This window comes from Pseudoalteromonas sp. AS84 (assembly GCF_038900255.1).
Taxonomy (GTDB): Bacteria; Pseudomonadota; Gammaproteobacteria; order Enterobacterales; family Alteromonadaceae; genus Pseudoalteromonas.
The window spans coordinates 1-15600 of sequence record NZ_JBBMQY010000012.1; the positions used below are offsets into that span (position 1 = coordinate 1).

Below are 15600 nucleotides of genomic sequence, written 5' to 3' on the forward strand. Positions count from 1 at the left end.
TGGCGGAGTGGACGGGACTCGAACCCGCGACCCCCGGCGTGACAGGCCGGTATTCTAACCAACTGAACTACCACTCCAGCTTTTACTTACAAGTTTTACGAAAATGGCGGAGTGGACGGGACTCGAACCCGCGACCCCCGGCGTGACAGGCCGGTATTCTAACCAACTGAACTACCACTCCATATTTTCGTTGCTGTTTAGGTCTCCCTGACAGCGGCGTGAATAATACGAACCAACCCCTATTTCGTCAAGGGCTTTTTTGTTTTTTTATAGGTTTTTTAGTCATCTGTCATCGAAAGGTTTAAAATTTCACCTGATCTGTCATTTTTTGAGCCATTTTTACCGACTTGATTTTTTTCTGTGTCGGCAACATCACCTTCACTTGTTTTCTTTTTCTTTAAAAAAGGCAGCTTCACTTTAAATTTAATCGGTTTTTTCTGAACAAATATACGAATTAACAACCAACCGAGTAATAAAATAAGCGTATTGCAGCCTACAATTAAACTAATAATTGTAGATGTGGCCATTTTTTCTTCAACGGGTTCATTCTCAATCATTTCATCTGGGGTAATAATCGTTGCAGGATCAATTTCGGGCACCGCTTCTATAGGTCGTTCTATCTCAAATTTGTACGTTGGTAGCGTTGCCATAAATTCGCGGCCATTAATATTAGTCCCAAAAACTGACAGCTCAACGCTATATCTACCCCAATCATAATTTTTAACACTAAGTTGTCGTGAATCTTTAGCAGCAGCATCTATGGTAAACATTTGCTCTTCGTTATTGGGATAGTAGATTTTTCCCTGGATGATGACTGTTTCTGGCTTAACAATACTTGGGTCTATATTTATAGTTAACAGATGCTCGTCTGTATCTTGCTCTGCTAACGCGACTTCGGTTACAAAAGGCGGCTCGTGCACTTCTATTGTATTTTGCACAATGCGACGCTGCAGCAGAGGTGTTGCAACGTAAAGCTCTGGTGTCCATTCACCCGCTGGGAAATCTAAAGTAAACTCGCCAGTAAATACACCATCTTTAGGGCGCTCATCAAATCCACGTCCATCGTCTTTAAATTCAGCGACTTCTTGAATGCCTGCGCCAAAGTTAGCAAAGTTTTCATTGTTAGTACTTACAAAATCAACATTAAGGCTCACAACATCTCTAAATAGGTTTGTATTAATTGGCTCACCGTCATTTAGTATTTTGCCAGTGATTTTTATTGTCTCCCCTCTAAACAACATTGAAGGAAGAGGCTCTGCCTCAAGAGATATTTCGCCTAATACGACTATTCGGCTGTCGGGCAAAATACTGCCTATGACTTGCCAAGGACCTGCCATAGGTTTTTTTATGGTTACTAAATCGTAGCTGAGTTCGTCAAACCATTCTAAGTTAGGGTTTTTAACAGAGTCAGCAGCAAAGTACTTACTGCCATCGGGCCTCACTAAAATAACAGCAGGTGCACCTGATTTTCTAAAAAAAAGCAGTGTTATTTCATCTATTTTGCTATCTATGCGAAAACGATTATCAAGTAAAGGGATCTCATTTTGATGCCCATCGCGCTTGAGCACTTCTACTTGTTTTACGCCATATGCATTGCCAGTAAATAAACTAGCTGCACATAACGCTGTTACAAAATACATCGTTTTCATTAAATCGCCTTATTCAGCGCGCCAGATACATTGGCCGCCTTCTTTATTTACAAGATCTAATCGTGCTTCGTGTGCGCTTTGCTCAGCGTCGCTTGCCCGCAGAACAACTAATGGGGCTCTATCACTATTTAAACGCTTTATACCGCCCTTCTGTTGCTCGCTGCCGTCATCTTTGTTTTGATTCAAATTCAACTTTGTTTGACCGCCCGTCATGGCAAGGTAAACATCGGCTAAAATTTCAGAATCCAGTAGCGCGCCGTGAAGCGTTCGTTTACCGTTATCTACATCGTAACGACGACATAATGCATCAAGGTTGTTCTTTTGACCTGGATGCAAGTCACGCGCCATTTTAAGCGTGTCGAGAACTTGACAAAAAGTATCTGTTTTAGGATAACCCTGATTAAGCAACGCAAATTCGTTATCCATGTGGCCAATATCGAACGGCGCGTTATGAATAACTAACTCAGCCCCTTCAATATAGTCGAAAAACTCTTGGGCAATTTGATGAAACAACGGTTTATCACGTAAAAATTCATTAGTGATACCGTGAACGTCTATCGCTTCTTCTTCACTTGGCCGTTGTGGGTTTATATAAACGTGAAAGTTATTGCCTGTTAAACGGCGATTTACTAACTCCACACACCCAATTTCTATAATACGGTGCCCTTGTTTAGGGTCTATGCCGGTGGTTTCTGTATCTAAAACTATTTGTCTACGTGCCATATCGAATTTAGCCTGATTCTGGTATCTTTCTATAATCACTTTATTGTACATAAGATCAAGGTAAAACAGTGCAAAAAACCGTAGAGATTTACACCGATGGCTCATGTTTAGGTAATCCAGGCCCCGGCGGTTATGGTATTTTTATGATTTATAACGGCCACGAAAAAGAAATGAGCCAAGGTTATAAACTCACAACAAATAACCGAATGGAAATGCTCGCGGCTATTGTAGCCCTAGAATCACTCACTCGAGAATGCGAAGTAAATCTAACAACCGATAGCCAATATGTTAAGCAAGGTATTGAATCGTGGATCACTAACTGGAAAAAACGTGGCTGGTTAACATCAGCTAAAAAGCCGGTTAAAAACGTCGATTTATGGAAACGCCTAGATAAAACCTGTAGCGAGCACAATGTAACCTGGAAATGGGTTAAAGGGCATAGCGGCCATAAGTACAACGAAATAGTTGACGATTTGGCGCGCGATGCAGCTGGCAGCAAAGATTTACTAGAAGATGTAGGCTACCAGCCTTAATTAGCTGTTGTTATACCAATTTTATTAAAACATGTTCATTCTATCGCATTAAATAACTCACTAACTGCGTTAAAAATGATTCATATAGAACAACTATATGTCACAATTTTCGCCTTGTTAATGTGCTATTTTCTTAGCGCTATAATAGATCACTTATTTAATGCAATTGGTATTATTTTCTTGGTCGCACGTTTTGTAATGCTGCTTAGAGGTTTGTCTAAGCCCAGCCCCTTTTACTGGTGCAAACTGCGGCCTAGCATGCCACTTAGGTTTTATTGGCGTAAGTGGCGCAACTCTTTTTCGTGCCACCAGCATATAAACACTGCCCATTGGTTTTAAATACTGTTTTGCAAAAGTACGCCAAAACTCAAACCTTGATAGCCTATTACCTCTTGCCAGTGATGAATAAATAAAACGTTCATCACTTACAATTTCAAAACCAAGTAAGTTTAGCCAATCTTTAACCCGTGCGGGTGTAAAAAAGCGCCCCGTCCATGGTAATTTCTGACCACTAAAAGGCAGCATTTGTGCAAGTCCGCACAAACTAAATGGATTAAAGCCAGTCACTACTATATAACCACCCGGAATAAGCGTGCGATGTGCTTCTCGTAAAATGTGATGTGGGTCTGAATGATACTCTAAGCAATGGCTTAGTATGCAGGCATCAATACTGTGCTCGTAAAATGGTAATTCGTCTATGTCAGCGACTACCCCGGTGTAAGGCCCAGGCTCTGCAACACACACTTGGTGTTTAATCGTACTTATACTTGTGTTTAATTCGCCACTTAAATTACCTAGCTTAAGCATATGATAGCCAAACATACGCGGCAGCCACTGCTCCATCTTACGTTCAATATCTGCACGCAAATAATCCCCATGAGGAAACTGCTGCCACGACAGTGGTTTGGGTCCTTCTTGAAAACTCAGGGCTGGTTTCATTTTTTGAGCTCGTTATACTATGCGATAAGTGTCACTTTATAGAGCAATTTACCATGGTGCAAGTCAAAGCAATTAAAGCCTTTTCTGATAATTACATTTGGTGTTTAACTACCGATAACAGTAACCAAGCATGGGTAGTCGATCCTGGCCAAGCACAGCCCGTATTAGCGTATCTAGCTGAGCACGAACTTACGCTTGGTGGGATTTTAATTACGCATCATCACTACGACCACACTGATGGCGTAGCTGCATTAGTTGGCGCCTATCCAAATATATCGGTTTATGGCCCCGCGAATAGTCCATTTAAAGGCATTACTCACTCACTTACTGATGGTCAAAGCATTAGCGTACTTAATATTAACTTTACTATTTTAGCGACGCCTGGGCATACACTTGATCATATTTGCTATACAAATGATGAACTTGCTTTTACAGGCGATACATTGTTTAGCGGTGGATGTGGGCGCCTATTTGAAGGCACGCCAAAGGAAATGTGGGAATCGTTTAATAAACTAAGAGAGTTGCCTGCAAGCTGTAGTGTGTATTGCACGCACGAATACACGCAAGCTAATCTTGCCTTTGCCAAAGCGGTTGAACCACGCAACCCAGAACTCCTTGCGTACAGTAAAAAAGTAAATGAGTTACGCAGTAATAACCAAATTTCCCTACCAACTTCTATTGGACAGGAGCTAAAAATAAATCCATTTATGCGTAGCGATTTGCCAACCATTACAGAGTTAGTGCCAGAAAAATTCATCTCGGTTACAAAAAACAATGAACCTTGGGGAAACTTTGCTAGTCTGAGAGAGTTCAAAGACAATTTTTAATGCAAAAACTAATACTTTAATATTTATTTTATTAGAATCATTAACTTAAGATATAGTGATGATTCTATTTCTGCGTTTTAAAAAGTCATAAAGTGGCAATGTTAACTCATAACAGGTAGTATTCGCCGAGTTTTTTACCCGATGTATTGGTATTTATGAATAAATCTCCCCTATTAGTAGCCTTGGCGTTAGCGCTAAGTGGTTGTCAAACTGTGGCAACTCTAGACTCAGACTCTCAAGTCGCCACGCAAGCAAACCAACAACTCGAAGGCGCAAGTCCTAACGACATTAACAATGCATTGATGGTAAACGCACAATATCAGCAAGTTGACCCTGATGAGCAAGCAGCTCCCGTATTTGATGATGTATGGGAGCGAATTCGCTACCAACTTTCTATCGAAATACCGCAAAACCGCCCTGTTGTTACTGAACGTAATTATTACGCTCGCCACCAAGCCTATTTAGATCGTATTTCTAAACGTGCAGAACCTTACTTACACTTTATTGTTGAGGAAGTAGAAAAGCGCGAAATGCCAATCGAAATTGCACTACTTCCTATTGTAGAAAGCGCATTTGACCCATTTGGATACTCTAATCGCAGTGCGTCGGGCATTTGGCAGTTTATGCCTGCAACTGGTGAGCGATTCGATTTAAAACAAAACTGGTGGTACGACGGTCGTCGCGACATCGTGCAATCGACTCGCGCAGCACTTGACTACTTATCGTATTTACACAAAACCCTTGAAGGCGATTGGCTAAATGCGATTGCTGCTTACAACTCGGGTGAAGGGCGCTTGATGCGCGCTATTAAAAAGAATCGTAAAAAGCATTTACCTACCGATTTTTGGTCTCTTGATTTACCAAGTGAAACAACAGCCTACGTACCAAAGTTATTAGCACTTGCCGATTTATTAAAACGCTCAGATGATTTTAACGTTACATGGCAACCAGTAATTAATGCACAAGTGGTTGAAGTAGTTGATGTTGGCTCGCAAATAGATTTAGCGCTTGCTGCTGATATGGCTGATATGACGCTTACTGAGCTATACAGATTAAACCCTGGTTTTAATCGCTGGGCAACTGATCCTAATGGCCCTCATTCTTTATTATTGCCTGTTGATAAAGCAGAGGAATTTAGTCAAAAACTAGCAAACACTGATGTTAAAAACAGATTACGCTGGCAGCGTTATATTGTGGCTCGAGGCGACAGCTTATCGGTAATTGCCAAAAAGTTTACAACAAGCTCAAGTGCAATCCGATCGCTTAATAAACTCAAATCAAATACGATTAAAGTAGGCCAAGAGTTATTAGTCCCCCTTACTGATGGCGCTATAAATAGCGAACATTTACCAAAGCAGATGCGTTTAGCTGCTAATAAAGCAACTCGCACAAAGCTTTCGCACACAGTTACAAGTGGCGACACGTTATGGGACATTAGCCGTGAATATGACGTAACTATGGATGAGTTAACTAAATGGAATAAGCTAAAGAAAAACTCTGTGTTGCGCCTAAATCAAAAACTAACTGTGTATAAGTCAGCTAATAAACCACAAGCAACAGCAAGCACCAACCGTACTATTACATACAAAGTACGCCGAGGTGATTCACTGGCACGTATTGCGTCTAAGTTTAATCTAAGCGTTAACGAAATTATTAAGTGGAATAATTTAGCAGGTCAAAAATACTTACAACCTGGCCAAAAGCTAAAACTTAAAGTAGATGTCAGAAGTAGTTAATTTATAAAACTATATTAAAAGTAAAAAGGAGCGCATGCGCTCCTTTTTCAATACTTTAATATTAAAGATTAAGCAGGTAGTTTTTCTAGCCATACCTTTAACCAAGGCTCGGCTACCGGCCATGGTTCAAAATCTTCACATGCATCTATTTCTAGGCGGTTGCCCACAGGCTTTGCTTGTAAATCGCGTAGTAACTCGTCAAAGCTACGTCCTGCGCCACAAAATGTATCGCCGTAACATCTGTCACCCATTGCAATTACACCAAACGGTTTATCGGTAAGCATTGGGAAAGTGCTATTCATTGCAAAGTACAATCCTGCCAAATTACTCGGTACATCACCTTGGCCTGTTGTGGAGGTAACAATTAAAATATGCGATGCATTTTTTATATCATCAAGTGATGCTTCAGTAATTAGCGTTGCAGTATGACCCGCTTGCTCAATTGTGGCTGCAACTTCATCGCTTAAACGCTCTGCACCGCCATTAACGCTGCCTACAAAAATACTAATATGTGCCATTAATAATCCTTTTCTTGCTTTGGCCAACCTAGCTGCTTACATATTTCAAGCATGTCTTCACCTAGTGGCGCTTTAATTGTTACTGATTCATTACTATAAGGGTGCACAAAACTAAGCTCTGTTGCAAATAACATTAAGCGTCTTAGTTCAAAATGATCTCTAAAAAATTGATTATGCTGATTATCACCGTGATTTACATCACCAATAATAGGCAGTGATAAGTGCTTTAAGTGTCTGCGAATTTGATGCTTGCGCCCTGTTTTTGGAAAACACTCAACTAACGAGTAACGTACTGTTGGGTACTTACCAATAGGAATAGGCAGTGCAGCTTGGTGCAGACAATTAAACTGGGTTTGCGCTTCTTGCGGTGCTTTATCTTGATCTGCAAACTTATCGGCTATTTTATCAAGTTCTTCTTTAAGTGGTTTATCTAAAAATACCGATTCTGGCGCAAAACCACGCACTAAGGCCAAATAGCGCTTAGCAATGGTACCTTCAATAAATAGCTGGTTCATATCGCGAGCTGCTTCAGAGCTCAGTGCAAACAGCAATACGCCCGACGTAGGTCTATCGAGCCTATGTACTGGAAATACATGTTGCCCTAGCTGGTCACGCAACATTTGCATAGCAAACTGGGTTTCGTGTTTATCTAAAAACGAGCGATGCACTAATAAACCTGAAGGCTTATTTATAGCCACATAATTTTCATCTTGATACAAAATAGTCAGCTCGCCATATTCAATAGGCGCTGGACGCTCACTCATTTGGTTCTCCTAAAAAGGTATCAAGGGCTGTTAGTAATTCAATTATTTCATCACTCCCTGCTTTATTCACAAGTGTCATTTGCGCCATAGGCGCAATAGCAAAGTTACGTGGCAGTGGTTGCTTGTGCGTTATTAATTTTTGTACTTTATCAATAAATACAAATTGTAACCACTGCTCAAATGTCATTGTATCGTGACAAAAAGGAGTATTTGAAAGCAGTGCATCAGCGTCTATTGGCTCACTTTGCCAAAGCTGATGCTTTTTTAAAAGTGCCGTTAACTGCACTAAATAAGTTTGGGTTTGCTGGTACATAACCACCCTCTTTTATATATGTAATGCAATTATACCCTGTTCCCTCATAGGCGGCTATGGCGTATAATTGATGTAATTTTGCAGTAAAAACAGTTGAGAAAACAATGAGTGATCAAATAGCTACATTAGGTCAGCTTTTAGATGGTGCGGGTACTCAGTGGCGTGCTTTTGATATTGGCAGGCATATTACTAAACTTGATAAAAAACAATTTTTAGCTATTGAACAAGCTCAAGTGCCTTACCCTTATCCTCTTGCTGGTCATGCTTGGCTAGCTATTCAATTTTGGGATACTAAAGCCAGTAAAGAACCTTATGTATGGTTTTTAAAGTTTCCACTAGACGAGCAAAGTATACTTGTAAGTGCTAGTCGCGATCATTTTGCTGATATGATTATTCAAGCCCTAGGCACTGAAATTACAGGTGAGCAAGCCGATGGAAAGCTTGATAATAACCCTTATGTTTTTACGCCAAACGCAAATAAATTAGCGGCATTTAATGCCCAAGTAAAAGTACTATTAAAACAGCCTGCATCGCAGTATTACGAGCATGCACAATTATACTTTAGCGGTAAAATTGGTTTTGATAATTGGCAAAGTGTTGCACTGCAGGGTATTGCCGATTTTGCACTACGCTTAGACAGCGATACAAACTTAAGTAATCTTCAAAAAGCATGGGCGCATTTACCCATTGAAGTACTGCAACCACTCAGTGCCATGCTTGAACACGTTGAAATACCAACATCAATGAGTGAGTTACTTGTTAATTACACACAGGCCGCAATTAGTAACAACGACACAGTGGCTATAACCGCAGCACTAAGATCTGCATCAAAAGGTCAAGCTCAAGGGCTATGCGCTCAATTAGTTGATAATGTATTAAGCTCACCGGTGGGACAAGACTCTGATGTATTATTAACAATAGCTGGACGGTGTTTTAAGCAATTAGAGAACCCTGAACGCTTACATGTATTTATGGATAATTGCGCACATCATCAAAAAATTGAAGAATTGTTTCCAAGTGTTTTTGCTGACTTAGTTGCAATACCGACTATTCGCCCGCATTTATTAGGCTTATTACGTAAAGAAAATCGTAGCGAAACCCTCGCGCGTGCAATTGGAAGGTTATTCTCTTAAATGGCAAGTTTATGGACGTTCATACTTATTGGTAGTGTAATTTACTTATTTTGGCTTAACCGAAAGGTTGCTGAAGCGGCGAACGTTCATGCTAAACGTCAAAGTGAGCAACTGCAGGTGCAGTTGATGAGTGTTGCATGCACAAAACGCCGCTTTGGTTTTTTAAAGAACGGCAAGCCAGGCATCAAAAGCGAATTTATATTTGAGTTTTCAAGCGATGGTGAAAATGCTTATCAAGGTGTGTTAATTATGGAAAATGAGTTTTTGAAAAGTGTGGTTGTTCCGCCGCATAAAATATAAAGCTTATACTTTGAAGGAATTTGTTTTGATTTAATAAACTTAATTCAGCACAAAAAACTAAGGCGTAACTAAAGTTACGCCCCAATTGGACTGCATCCTGCTAGATATCCATTATCTTAAATCCGTATTATCATCCCCTGAACGAGTAAACAACCTTGTTTACCCTCACATTGCATCCTGCAATATCCATAGCCACCTTGGCAAACCCACGAAATCTATCGTTTGGCTACATACCGTAGCATCATCCTTGGTAATCCTTTTAAGTAGCTCCTGCCACTTATTGCATCCAGCAATATCCATAGCCATCTTGGCAAACCCACGAAACCTATCGTTTAGCTACATCCCGTAGCATCATCCCTGGTAATCCTTTTAAGTAGCTCCTGCCACTTTTTGCATCCTGCAATGTCCACTTGCCATCTTGGCCGTCCTGCGTAAACTAACGCTCCTGCTACTTCCTGTAGCGCCATCCGTGATTATCCTAAAGTAACTCCTAGCTACTAAGTGCTTCATGCACTTCCTTATTCTTCCTTGTATCCGTTTTAGCTTATCCTTTATGCTTCCTGCTAGCGTCTGCTATGTTGCCTATTCCGTATCCTTGGCAGTTACTCAATCATTGAGCTATGTCGTCTTGACAAAGAGAAGTTTAAAGCAATCAGGGGGGAGAAATAGGACTTAACATTAAATAAATAAACGTCACAAAAATGAAAAATAAAAATAGACTTTAAATAACAATAGCTTGAATGAAAAAAGGCTACTTATTAATAGCCTTTAACTGAGAATGCTCACGACAATGTAAGATATATCTCACGGTCTTATGTCCGTTTGGGCGCATTGGCTTACATTATAATTTTAAATAGTTGGCTCAATTATTGATTTAAACAGTAACTCGCCCTCTACTTGGTTAAAAGTAAGGTGTTTAAATGCTTCAAATTTTTCGGTTTTAAAAAATTCAATGTGTTCTTTGCGCGTTACAAATACAGCCATCCCCGTTGACTCAGTGTTACATTTAACTAAATCATCAAGCCCTCGTAGTAAGTAACGACCAAACCCTTGCCCATGAAAATGCGGATCTACGGCAATAAAAGCTAAAAAGTAGTAATTGCCTTTCTCTTTAAGGGCATCTCTAATTGTTTGTTCTTTATCTATTAATTGATTTGTTTGTAAGTAGCCCGCACTCAGCATTAATTTTAAACGCCAGTGCCAATAACGCTGCGCTTGTAATTGGCTATTAGATTCAAATACACACGCTACTGCTTTTAATTTATCGTTGCGGTATAAACCAATTAATGGCTGCTTTTCTTGCCAAAAACTACTGAGCTCTTCGCGAATTAATGAGCGTAATTTTTTTTCGTAAACTGATTTATTTTCGTCATTGTAGCTAAGCATGTTTAGTAATACAGGATCGTCATGGTAAGCCTGATAAATTAAGCTCGCTGCAGTGCTAATATCTTCTGCGGCTAAATACTGTACGCTGAACGTATCAGCTGGTGTGGTTACACTCATTGTATTTCCTTTATTATTTTAGCTATAGACTGTTTAACTTTATACCTAACTATATACCTAAAATTATTAACCGTAAATTCAGCGAGAGTTTAACTAGCTAGGAGTAGAGTTAATCCTTAGAATAAGTTTTCATTTAGTTAATACCAATTGCATTAAATGAGTGTTCTATTATAGCGCTAGGAAAATAGCACAATAACAAGGCGAAAATTATGACATATAGTTGTTCTATATGAATAATTTTTAACGCAGTAAGTGAGCTATTTAATACGCTAGAATGGTCATGTTTTTAATAAAACTGGTATAAGGAGCAATATCATGGATACGACTAAACACGACATCAATACACTATTTGCACAACTTGGATTACCTAATTCTGATGAACAAATAGATGCATTTATCGCCTCACATGAATTGGAAGACACAACGCTACTCCAAGAAGCTTCTTTTTGGGATGAAGCACAACAGCACTTTTTAGCTGAATCGCTTGCACAAGACGGTGATTGGTGTGAAGTAATTGACGAGTTAGATGTACGCATTCGTCAAAGTAAGTAACTTTATTTAATGTACCCTCCCTTATTTATTGCTAACATAGCATCTGCGCAGCATTTATATGCTGCGTATTTATTTTATTAAAGAGTTATATATCTAATGAATTCAGTTGTATTTGATGCAATTAAAGCCCTTCTTGATGAAGGCAAAACCCCTACTGTAGCACTAACTAAAAGCCGTTTGGCGCAACCGGTTCCTATGCCGATGATTATTGCAGCAGTAAGCCAATATAAAAACAATCCTGATTCAATTAATAACTTCATGAGAAACCCACAGCAGTCAGATAATACTGAGCTTAAAACAAGTCAATTAGATAGAATTGAGCAAAAACTCGATAAACTTCTTGCGCTGCTAGAACAAAAATAATTTGAGACCATAAATGTTCGTTGTTGATTTAACTTTTGATTGCTACCAAGACACCACCTTAGAAAAAGCCGAACAGGCAATAAATCGCTTAGTAAATGCACTGCGTTTTAATGGTCAAATAATGGGTGAAGAGTTTCCAACCGTTTTAAAAGACGGCTTTTTTATTACCCGCGTTATGTGCCCGACCGAAGATGCAATGCACCCATTACATAACAGCCCGTTTGTTAAGCACAGTATCGAAAAGTTACATAGTGCAGGGCTACTTGCGCCAAAAGTGAAAGTGATTGGACAAGATATTCATTCCAACGGCGCTGATTGCTGTAAAGAACCATCTAGTTATATTTTATACACAACCTATGTGCATACGTGTAGCCCGCTTTATTGTGGTGATGACTTTTTGCCTGTGCCGCTATTTCGTATTCCGGCAATTGCTAATGGTGACTATAAAACGCTTATAAAATGGCAAGAAGACTGGCAAGCCTGCGATCAAATTCAAATTAACGGCGCAACCCGTTGTGAATTCCCGGCACTTGAAGAAATATCGAGTATTAAAAGCGACTTATATAGACGCGGAAAAGACATAACAAAGCGAATTAGTTTTTTAACTAAAAAGCCAACCTATTATTATTTATACCGTGTAGGTGGCGTAGATAAAGCGTCTGAACTTGAACGAAAATGCCCTAGTTGTAATGGCGACTGGAAATTACCTGAATCGTGGTTTGGGTTATTCGACTTTAGGTGTGAGCCCTGTGGCTTAGTGTCTAATATATCGTGGGATTTTCAGTAGTTACACTAAATTAATGAGCAACAATAGCTTGGTGCTAACTGCACCAAGCTATTGTTGAATAGACTTTAAACCTCTAATGCCTTTAAAAAAGCATTAATGTTGGGAGCAAGTACATGGTGTGTGTTTTTGCCAACATGCTCTAAACATACTTCACCAGTGTGCACCAAAACACTCACTAGTAAATCATCTTGATCTGTTAAACCAATAAATACTGTTTCTGGCTGCTTGAGCTTGCGTTTCATTAAAACGTGACCCGTTATATTTTGCTGTAACAAATTAAAGTCTTCTTCGTTCCATGCTTGTAGTAATTCAACCTGATGCCCATCAATACTTGCTGAAATGCTTCCACCGTACATATTCCCATATAGCTCGCTAAGCTCTTTTGGAAACTCAAGCTCAAGTGCACTGGCTAAATCATTAAGCGAACCTGAAGGTTGCTGACGCGCGCCCTGCCATTGAATGTTACCTTGCTCGTCAACCTCACCAACTTCACATGGGCTTGGCCATTGATCGTCGTGTGTAATAAGTGGGTACTTTGCAGTGTTTTTAAGGGTATTTTCGCTAAATTTTTGATGAAGTTGTTCTATAAGCAATGCAACAGACATACTGTGAAACTCATTTAAATTAGATATAATGTTCCCATTGTAACTATTTAAGAGCAAACATGACAGATTACAGCAATTCTCCAGACCTTAAAGGTAGCGTATTAGGCCAATCTACTGAGTATGTCGATGTGTACACGCCAAGCTTGCTTTTCCCTATTGCGCGCAAATTAAATCGTGATGCTTTAAATATTGACGAAGCAGAGCTGCCATTTAAAGGCCAAGACATTTGGACAGGTTACGAGCTTTCATGGTTAAACATTAAAGGTAAACCCCAAGTTGCCGTGGCCTTATTTACCTTTGAGTGCCAAAGCAGCCATATTATTGAGTCAAAGTCGTTTAAACTTTATTTAAATAGCTTTAACCAAACCCGATTTGAAAGCATTGATGTAGTAAAACAGCATTTAATTGATGATTTATCAAACGCGGTTAACAGCTCTGTCAAAGTGACTTTATATAATCCTGATGATTACAATTGCTTACCCTGTACAGCGCTGCCAGGTGAATGTATTGATGATTTAGATATTGAAATTAATAATTACGATATTGATGCTAATTCACTTAAAGCAAAAAATGATGAAGTAGTTACTGAAACGCTCTACAGTCATTTACTCAAGTCAAACTGTTTAATTACCTCCCAGCCTGACTGGGCAAGTGTGATTATACGATACACAGGCGAGCAAATATGCCGCGAGTCGTTACTGCGTTATTTAATTTCGTTTAGAACGCATAACGAATTCCATGAGCAGTGTGTTGAGCGTATTTATAGCGATTTAACCACGCAACTTAATATTAAAGAGTTAGAGGTTTACGCGCGTTATACTCGTCGCGGCGGGCTTGATATAAACCCGTATCGCTCTACGCACTATAACGATACGCCATTTGCCGTTAAAATTAATCGTCAGTAGGTTATTTTACACTGGAATATTAGGGTCTGTTGACCTTTCAAGGTTAAATTTGCAGCAGTCTGTTTGGTATTTAGGCAAGGCATAGCCTAAATAAAGTGGTTGTTCCCCATAAATAGGCGATAACGTAGCATTAATGCCAAACAGGAGTTGCCCAAAGAGTTCTGCCTAGGGGCTATTCACTCTTTGTTGCTCGGTTTTTACTTATTCTTACATGGATGTAAGCCAGTAGAATAACGCAGGAGCAGTTATCGAGCCCACTAGGTTACAAACCTCGCGCCGCGATTAAGTAGCCCCTAGATTGAACAAATTTTAATCCACAAAGATCAACAGACCCTAGTATTAAAAAAGGAGCCTAAGCTCCTTTTTACATTCTTTAATTAATACCAATTCCATTAAGTATGTGATCTAAATTTTACGCAGAAAAAACAATTCAGTTCTAGGCGTAAATTGATGTAAATGGTTGTTCCCTTTGCGAAATTTACAACAAAGAAATGGGTTGTTTTAGCAAGTAAAATAGATCAGCTATTTATTGGAATTGGTATAACTTCGCGCTTAGTAGGTATGGGCATACCACACACATCAACGTAGTTATGTGCTTTAACAAACCAAGGTTCAACACGGTTTTTACGAGCACTGATTAAGTTTTTAAACACAGCTGAGTTTGTTTTCATCACTTTAAATATACTTTTATCGCTTTGGACATCGCCAAGGACTTGTATATTGGTAATTGGGTTAAATGCTTTTCCCTCAGTTGGTGTACGCGCTAACCGGTTAAAATGCTCTATACCTTCGAGCACTCGACCAAACACCGTAATATTTTTATCAAGGTAGCGCGGGCCTTGACCTATCGTTACAAAAAACTCCGTGCTCGCACTATTTATATCGTTATCGCGCGCCATGGCAAACACGCCACTACAATGCACTTGCCATGTTTGCGTATGTGCTGAGTTTTGAGCTACTGCAAAGCCGTTTAAAAAGCCAGTAACTGGTGCATATCCGTCGCCATTTAGCTCAGTAATTAAAAGTGGCTTGTTTGTTGTTGAATAAAACTCAGCAGGGACTGTTCTATCCGCTGTTTTAATTAATTTTTTACCCGAGCTGTCGCCACCTTGCGCTACAAAACCTTCAACAAACCGATAAACGCTGGTATTTTTATAAAACCCTTCTCGTGCTAACTTTTTAATGTTTTGAACGTGCTTTGGGGCAAGCAGTTCATTAAGCTCAATGTACGCATCGCCTGTTGGCAGCGTTATCTTTAAAATATTTTGAGCGTCCACCACTCGCCAGTCATTGTCTGTTGCACTAGCAATTACTTCACTCGCGCTCAATAAAGGTAGCTCTTGATTAACAACATCATTGCCAAATTGTTGAGCACAACCGCTTAATAAAACACTAAGCAGAGCTGGTAATATAATTTTTTTCATCACTCATATCCTTATAATTATTATAG

General features: G+C 39.6%; 18 protein-coding genes and 2 tRNA genes. 9 read left to right on the top strand and 11 right to left on the bottom strand.

The genetic code is table 11. From position 1 onward, the window contains the following. The 4 genes from WNY79_RS12930 to dnaQ all read right to left on the bottom strand — a co-directional run bounded on the left by WNY79_RS12930 (position 1) and on the right by dnaQ (position 2372). A tRNA-Asp gene (locus tag WNY79_RS12930) sits at positions 1-77 on the bottom strand. A 27-nt stretch (positions 78-104) separates the two neighbouring features. After that, positions 105-181, bottom strand: a tRNA-Asp gene (locus tag WNY79_RS12935). A 97-nt stretch (positions 182-278) separates the two neighbouring features. Beyond that, positions 279-1649 carry a TIGR03503 family protein gene (locus WNY79_RS12940; RefSeq protein WP_342876049.1) on the bottom strand — a complete coding sequence of 457 codons (1371 nt, stop codon included), beginning with the start codon at positions 1647-1649 and terminating at the stop codon, positions 279-281. Positions 1650-1658: 9 nt separating this feature from the next. Continuing rightward, positions 1659-2372, bottom strand: coding sequence for a DNA polymerase III subunit epsilon (gene dnaQ, locus WNY79_RS12945; RefSeq protein ID WP_076924405.1), 714 nt, complete (start codon positions 2370-2372; stop codon positions 1659-1661). Positions 2373-2440: 68 nt separating this feature from the next. Here dnaQ and rnhA point away from each other — a divergent pair, with 68 nt between their 5' ends. Continuing rightward, positions 2441-2905, top strand: a complete 465-nt coding sequence (gene rnhA, locus WNY79_RS12950; RefSeq protein WP_170071927.1) for a ribonuclease HI — start codon at positions 2441-2443, stop codon at positions 2903-2905. A 153-nt stretch (positions 2906-3058) separates the two neighbouring features. Here rnhA and WNY79_RS12955 read toward each other — a convergent pair whose 3' ends face one another. Next, positions 3059-3844 carry a class I SAM-dependent methyltransferase gene (locus tag WNY79_RS12955; protein ID WP_024599756.1) on the bottom strand — a complete coding sequence of 262 codons (786 nt, stop codon included), beginning with the start codon at positions 3842-3844 and terminating at the stop codon, positions 3059-3061. Between the two features lie 53 nt (positions 3845-3897). Here WNY79_RS12955 and gloB point away from each other — a divergent pair, with 53 nt between their 5' ends. Both gloB and WNY79_RS12965 read left to right on the top strand, forming a co-directional pair. Further along, positions 3898-4671, top strand: coding sequence for a hydroxyacylglutathione hydrolase (gloB, locus tag WNY79_RS12960; protein ID WP_342876050.1), 774 nt, complete (start codon positions 3898-3900; stop codon positions 4669-4671). Between the two features lie 155 nt (positions 4672-4826). After that, positions 4827-6407, top strand: a complete 1581-nt coding sequence (locus WNY79_RS12965) for a LysM peptidoglycan-binding domain-containing protein (RefSeq protein ID WP_342876051.1) — start codon at positions 4827-4829, stop codon at positions 6405-6407. 68 nt (positions 6408-6475) lie between these two features. On the opposite strand, the gene WNY79_RS12970 is transcribed toward WNY79_RS12965, so the two are convergent. Genes WNY79_RS12970 through WNY79_RS12980 form a run of 3 tightly spaced genes read right to left on the bottom strand, consistent with a single transcriptional unit; the run spans position 6476 to position 8002 of the window. Next, complete coding sequence (locus tag WNY79_RS12970) at positions 6476-6925, bottom strand: flavodoxin (RefSeq protein ID WP_170071924.1); 450 nt, start codon at positions 6923-6925, stop codon at positions 6476-6478. Beyond that, entirely contained in the window at positions 6925-7689 is a 765-nt protein-coding gene (truC, locus tag WNY79_RS12975) for a tRNA pseudouridine(65) synthase TruC (RefSeq protein WP_342876052.1), read from the bottom strand. Before truC ends, WNY79_RS12970 begins: the two co-directional genes overlap by 1 nt. Further along, complete coding sequence (locus WNY79_RS12980) at positions 7682-8002, bottom strand: YqcC family protein (RefSeq protein ID WP_342876053.1); 321 nt, start codon at positions 8000-8002, stop codon at positions 7682-7684. Before WNY79_RS12980 ends, truC begins: the two co-directional genes overlap by 8 nt. A gap of 104 nt (positions 8003-8106) precedes the next feature. Here WNY79_RS12980 and WNY79_RS12985 point away from each other — a divergent pair, with 104 nt between their 5' ends. Both WNY79_RS12985 and WNY79_RS12990 read left to right on the top strand, forming a co-directional pair. Continuing rightward, positions 8107-9135: a DUF3549 family protein gene (locus WNY79_RS12985; protein ID WP_342876054.1), complete on the top strand. Its 1029-nt coding sequence runs from the start codon at positions 8107-8109 to the stop codon at positions 9133-9135. Then, positions 9136-9435 carry a DUF3301 domain-containing protein gene (locus WNY79_RS12990; protein ID WP_002963032.1) on the top strand — a complete coding sequence of 100 codons (300 nt, stop codon included), beginning with the start codon at positions 9136-9138 and terminating at the stop codon, positions 9433-9435. Positions 9436-10284: 849 nt separating this feature from the next. Here the strand turns inward: WNY79_RS12990 and WNY79_RS12995 are convergent. Continuing rightward, positions 10285-10938, bottom strand: coding sequence for a GNAT family N-acetyltransferase (locus WNY79_RS12995; protein WP_170071921.1), 654 nt, complete (start codon positions 10936-10938; stop codon positions 10285-10287). A gap of 315 nt (positions 10939-11253) precedes the next feature. On the opposite strand from WNY79_RS12995, the gene WNY79_RS13000 reads away from it, so the two are divergent. From WNY79_RS13000 to WNY79_RS13010, 3 genes are all read left to right on the top strand, one after another. Next, positions 11254-11490, top strand: a complete 237-nt coding sequence (locus tag WNY79_RS13000) for a DUF2789 domain-containing protein (RefSeq protein WP_024599764.1) — start codon at positions 11254-11256, stop codon at positions 11488-11490. A gap of 96 nt (positions 11491-11586) precedes the next feature. Next, on the top strand, positions 11587-11853 hold the full coding sequence (locus WNY79_RS13005; protein ID WP_007378199.1) for a hypothetical protein: 267 nt from the start codon (positions 11587-11589) through the stop codon (positions 11851-11853). A 13-nt stretch (positions 11854-11866) separates the two neighbouring features. Continuing rightward, the gene (locus WNY79_RS13010) at positions 11867-12640 is read left to right on the top strand and encodes a Zn-ribbon-containing protein (protein WP_197185624.1); all 774 of its coding nucleotides are present in this window, start codon (positions 11867-11869) and stop codon (positions 12638-12640) included. Positions 12641-12705: 65 nt separating this feature from the next. Here the strand turns inward: WNY79_RS13010 and syd are convergent, their stop codons facing one another. Then, positions 12706-13245 (bottom strand): SecY-interacting protein, encoded by a 540-nt coding sequence (gene syd, locus WNY79_RS13015; protein ID WP_342876055.1) that lies wholly within the window; start codon positions 13243-13245, stop codon positions 12706-12708. 59 nt (positions 13246-13304) lie between these two features. Between syd and queF the strand changes: the two genes are divergently transcribed. After that, the gene (gene queF / locus WNY79_RS13020) at positions 13305-14150 is read left to right on the top strand and encodes an NADPH-dependent 7-cyano-7-deazaguanine reductase QueF (RefSeq protein WP_342876056.1); all 846 of its coding nucleotides are present in this window, start codon (positions 13305-13307) and stop codon (positions 14148-14150) included. A gap of 518 nt (positions 14151-14668) precedes the next feature. Here the strand turns inward: queF and WNY79_RS13025 are convergent. Continuing rightward, complete coding sequence (locus WNY79_RS13025; RefSeq protein WP_342876057.1) at positions 14669-15574, bottom strand: peptidylprolyl isomerase; 906 nt, start codon at positions 15572-15574, stop codon at positions 14669-14671. Positions 15575-15600 lie beyond the last annotated feature (26 nt).

What these genes read in the sequence shown, in the direction of transcription:
- WNY79_RS12940 (WP_342876049.1), bottom strand. Translation starts at nt 1,649, where the DNA reads ATGAAAACGATGTATTTTGTAACAGCGTTATGTGCAGCTAGTTTATTT.
- dnaQ (WP_076924405.1), bottom strand. Translation starts at nt 2,372, where the DNA reads ATGGCACGTAGACAAATAGTTTTAGATACAGAAACCACCGGCATAGAC.
- WNY79_RS12955 (WP_024599756.1), bottom strand. Translation starts at nt 3,844, where the DNA reads ATGAAACCAGCCCTGAGTTTTCAAGAAGGACCCAAACCACTGTCGTGG.
- gloB (WP_342876050.1), top strand. Translation starts at nt 3,898, where the DNA reads ATGGTGCAAGTCAAAGCAATTAAAGCCTTTTCTGATAATTACATTTGG.
- WNY79_RS12965 (WP_342876051.1), top strand. Translation starts at nt 4,827, where the DNA reads ATGAATAAATCTCCCCTATTAGTAGCCTTGGCGTTAGCGCTAAGTGGT.
- WNY79_RS12970 (WP_170071924.1), bottom strand. Translation starts at nt 6,925, where the DNA reads ATGGCACATATTAGTATTTTTGTAGGCAGCGTTAATGGCGGTGCAGAG.
- truC (WP_342876052.1), bottom strand. Translation starts at nt 7,689, where the DNA reads ATGAGTGAGCGTCCAGCGCCTATTGAATATGGCGAGCTGACTATTTTG.
- WNY79_RS12980 (WP_342876053.1), bottom strand. Translation starts at nt 8,002, where the DNA reads ATGTACCAGCAAACCCAAACTTATTTAGTGCAGTTAACGGCACTTTTA.
- WNY79_RS12985 (WP_342876054.1), top strand. Translation starts at nt 8,107, where the DNA reads ATGAGTGATCAAATAGCTACATTAGGTCAGCTTTTAGATGGTGCGGGT.
- WNY79_RS12990 (WP_002963032.1), top strand. Translation starts at nt 9,136, where the DNA reads ATGGCAAGTTTATGGACGTTCATACTTATTGGTAGTGTAATTTACTTA.
- WNY79_RS12995 (WP_170071921.1), bottom strand. Translation starts at nt 10,938, where the DNA reads ATGAGTGTAACCACACCAGCTGATACGTTCAGCGTACAGTATTTAGCC.
- WNY79_RS13000 (WP_024599764.1), top strand. Translation starts at nt 11,254, where the DNA reads ATGGATACGACTAAACACGACATCAATACACTATTTGCACAACTTGGA.
- WNY79_RS13005 (WP_007378199.1), top strand. Translation starts at nt 11,587, where the DNA reads ATGAATTCAGTTGTATTTGATGCAATTAAAGCCCTTCTTGATGAAGGC.
- WNY79_RS13010 (WP_197185624.1), top strand. Translation starts at nt 11,867, where the DNA reads ATGTTCGTTGTTGATTTAACTTTTGATTGCTACCAAGACACCACCTTA.
- syd (WP_342876055.1), bottom strand. Translation starts at nt 13,245, where the DNA reads ATGTCTGTTGCATTGCTTATAGAACAACTTCATCAAAAATTTAGCGAA.
- queF (WP_342876056.1), top strand. Translation starts at nt 13,305, where the DNA reads ATGACAGATTACAGCAATTCTCCAGACCTTAAAGGTAGCGTATTAGGC.
- WNY79_RS13025 (WP_342876057.1), bottom strand. Translation starts at nt 15,574, where the DNA reads ATGAAAAAAATTATATTACCAGCTCTGCTTAGTGTTTTATTAAGCGGT.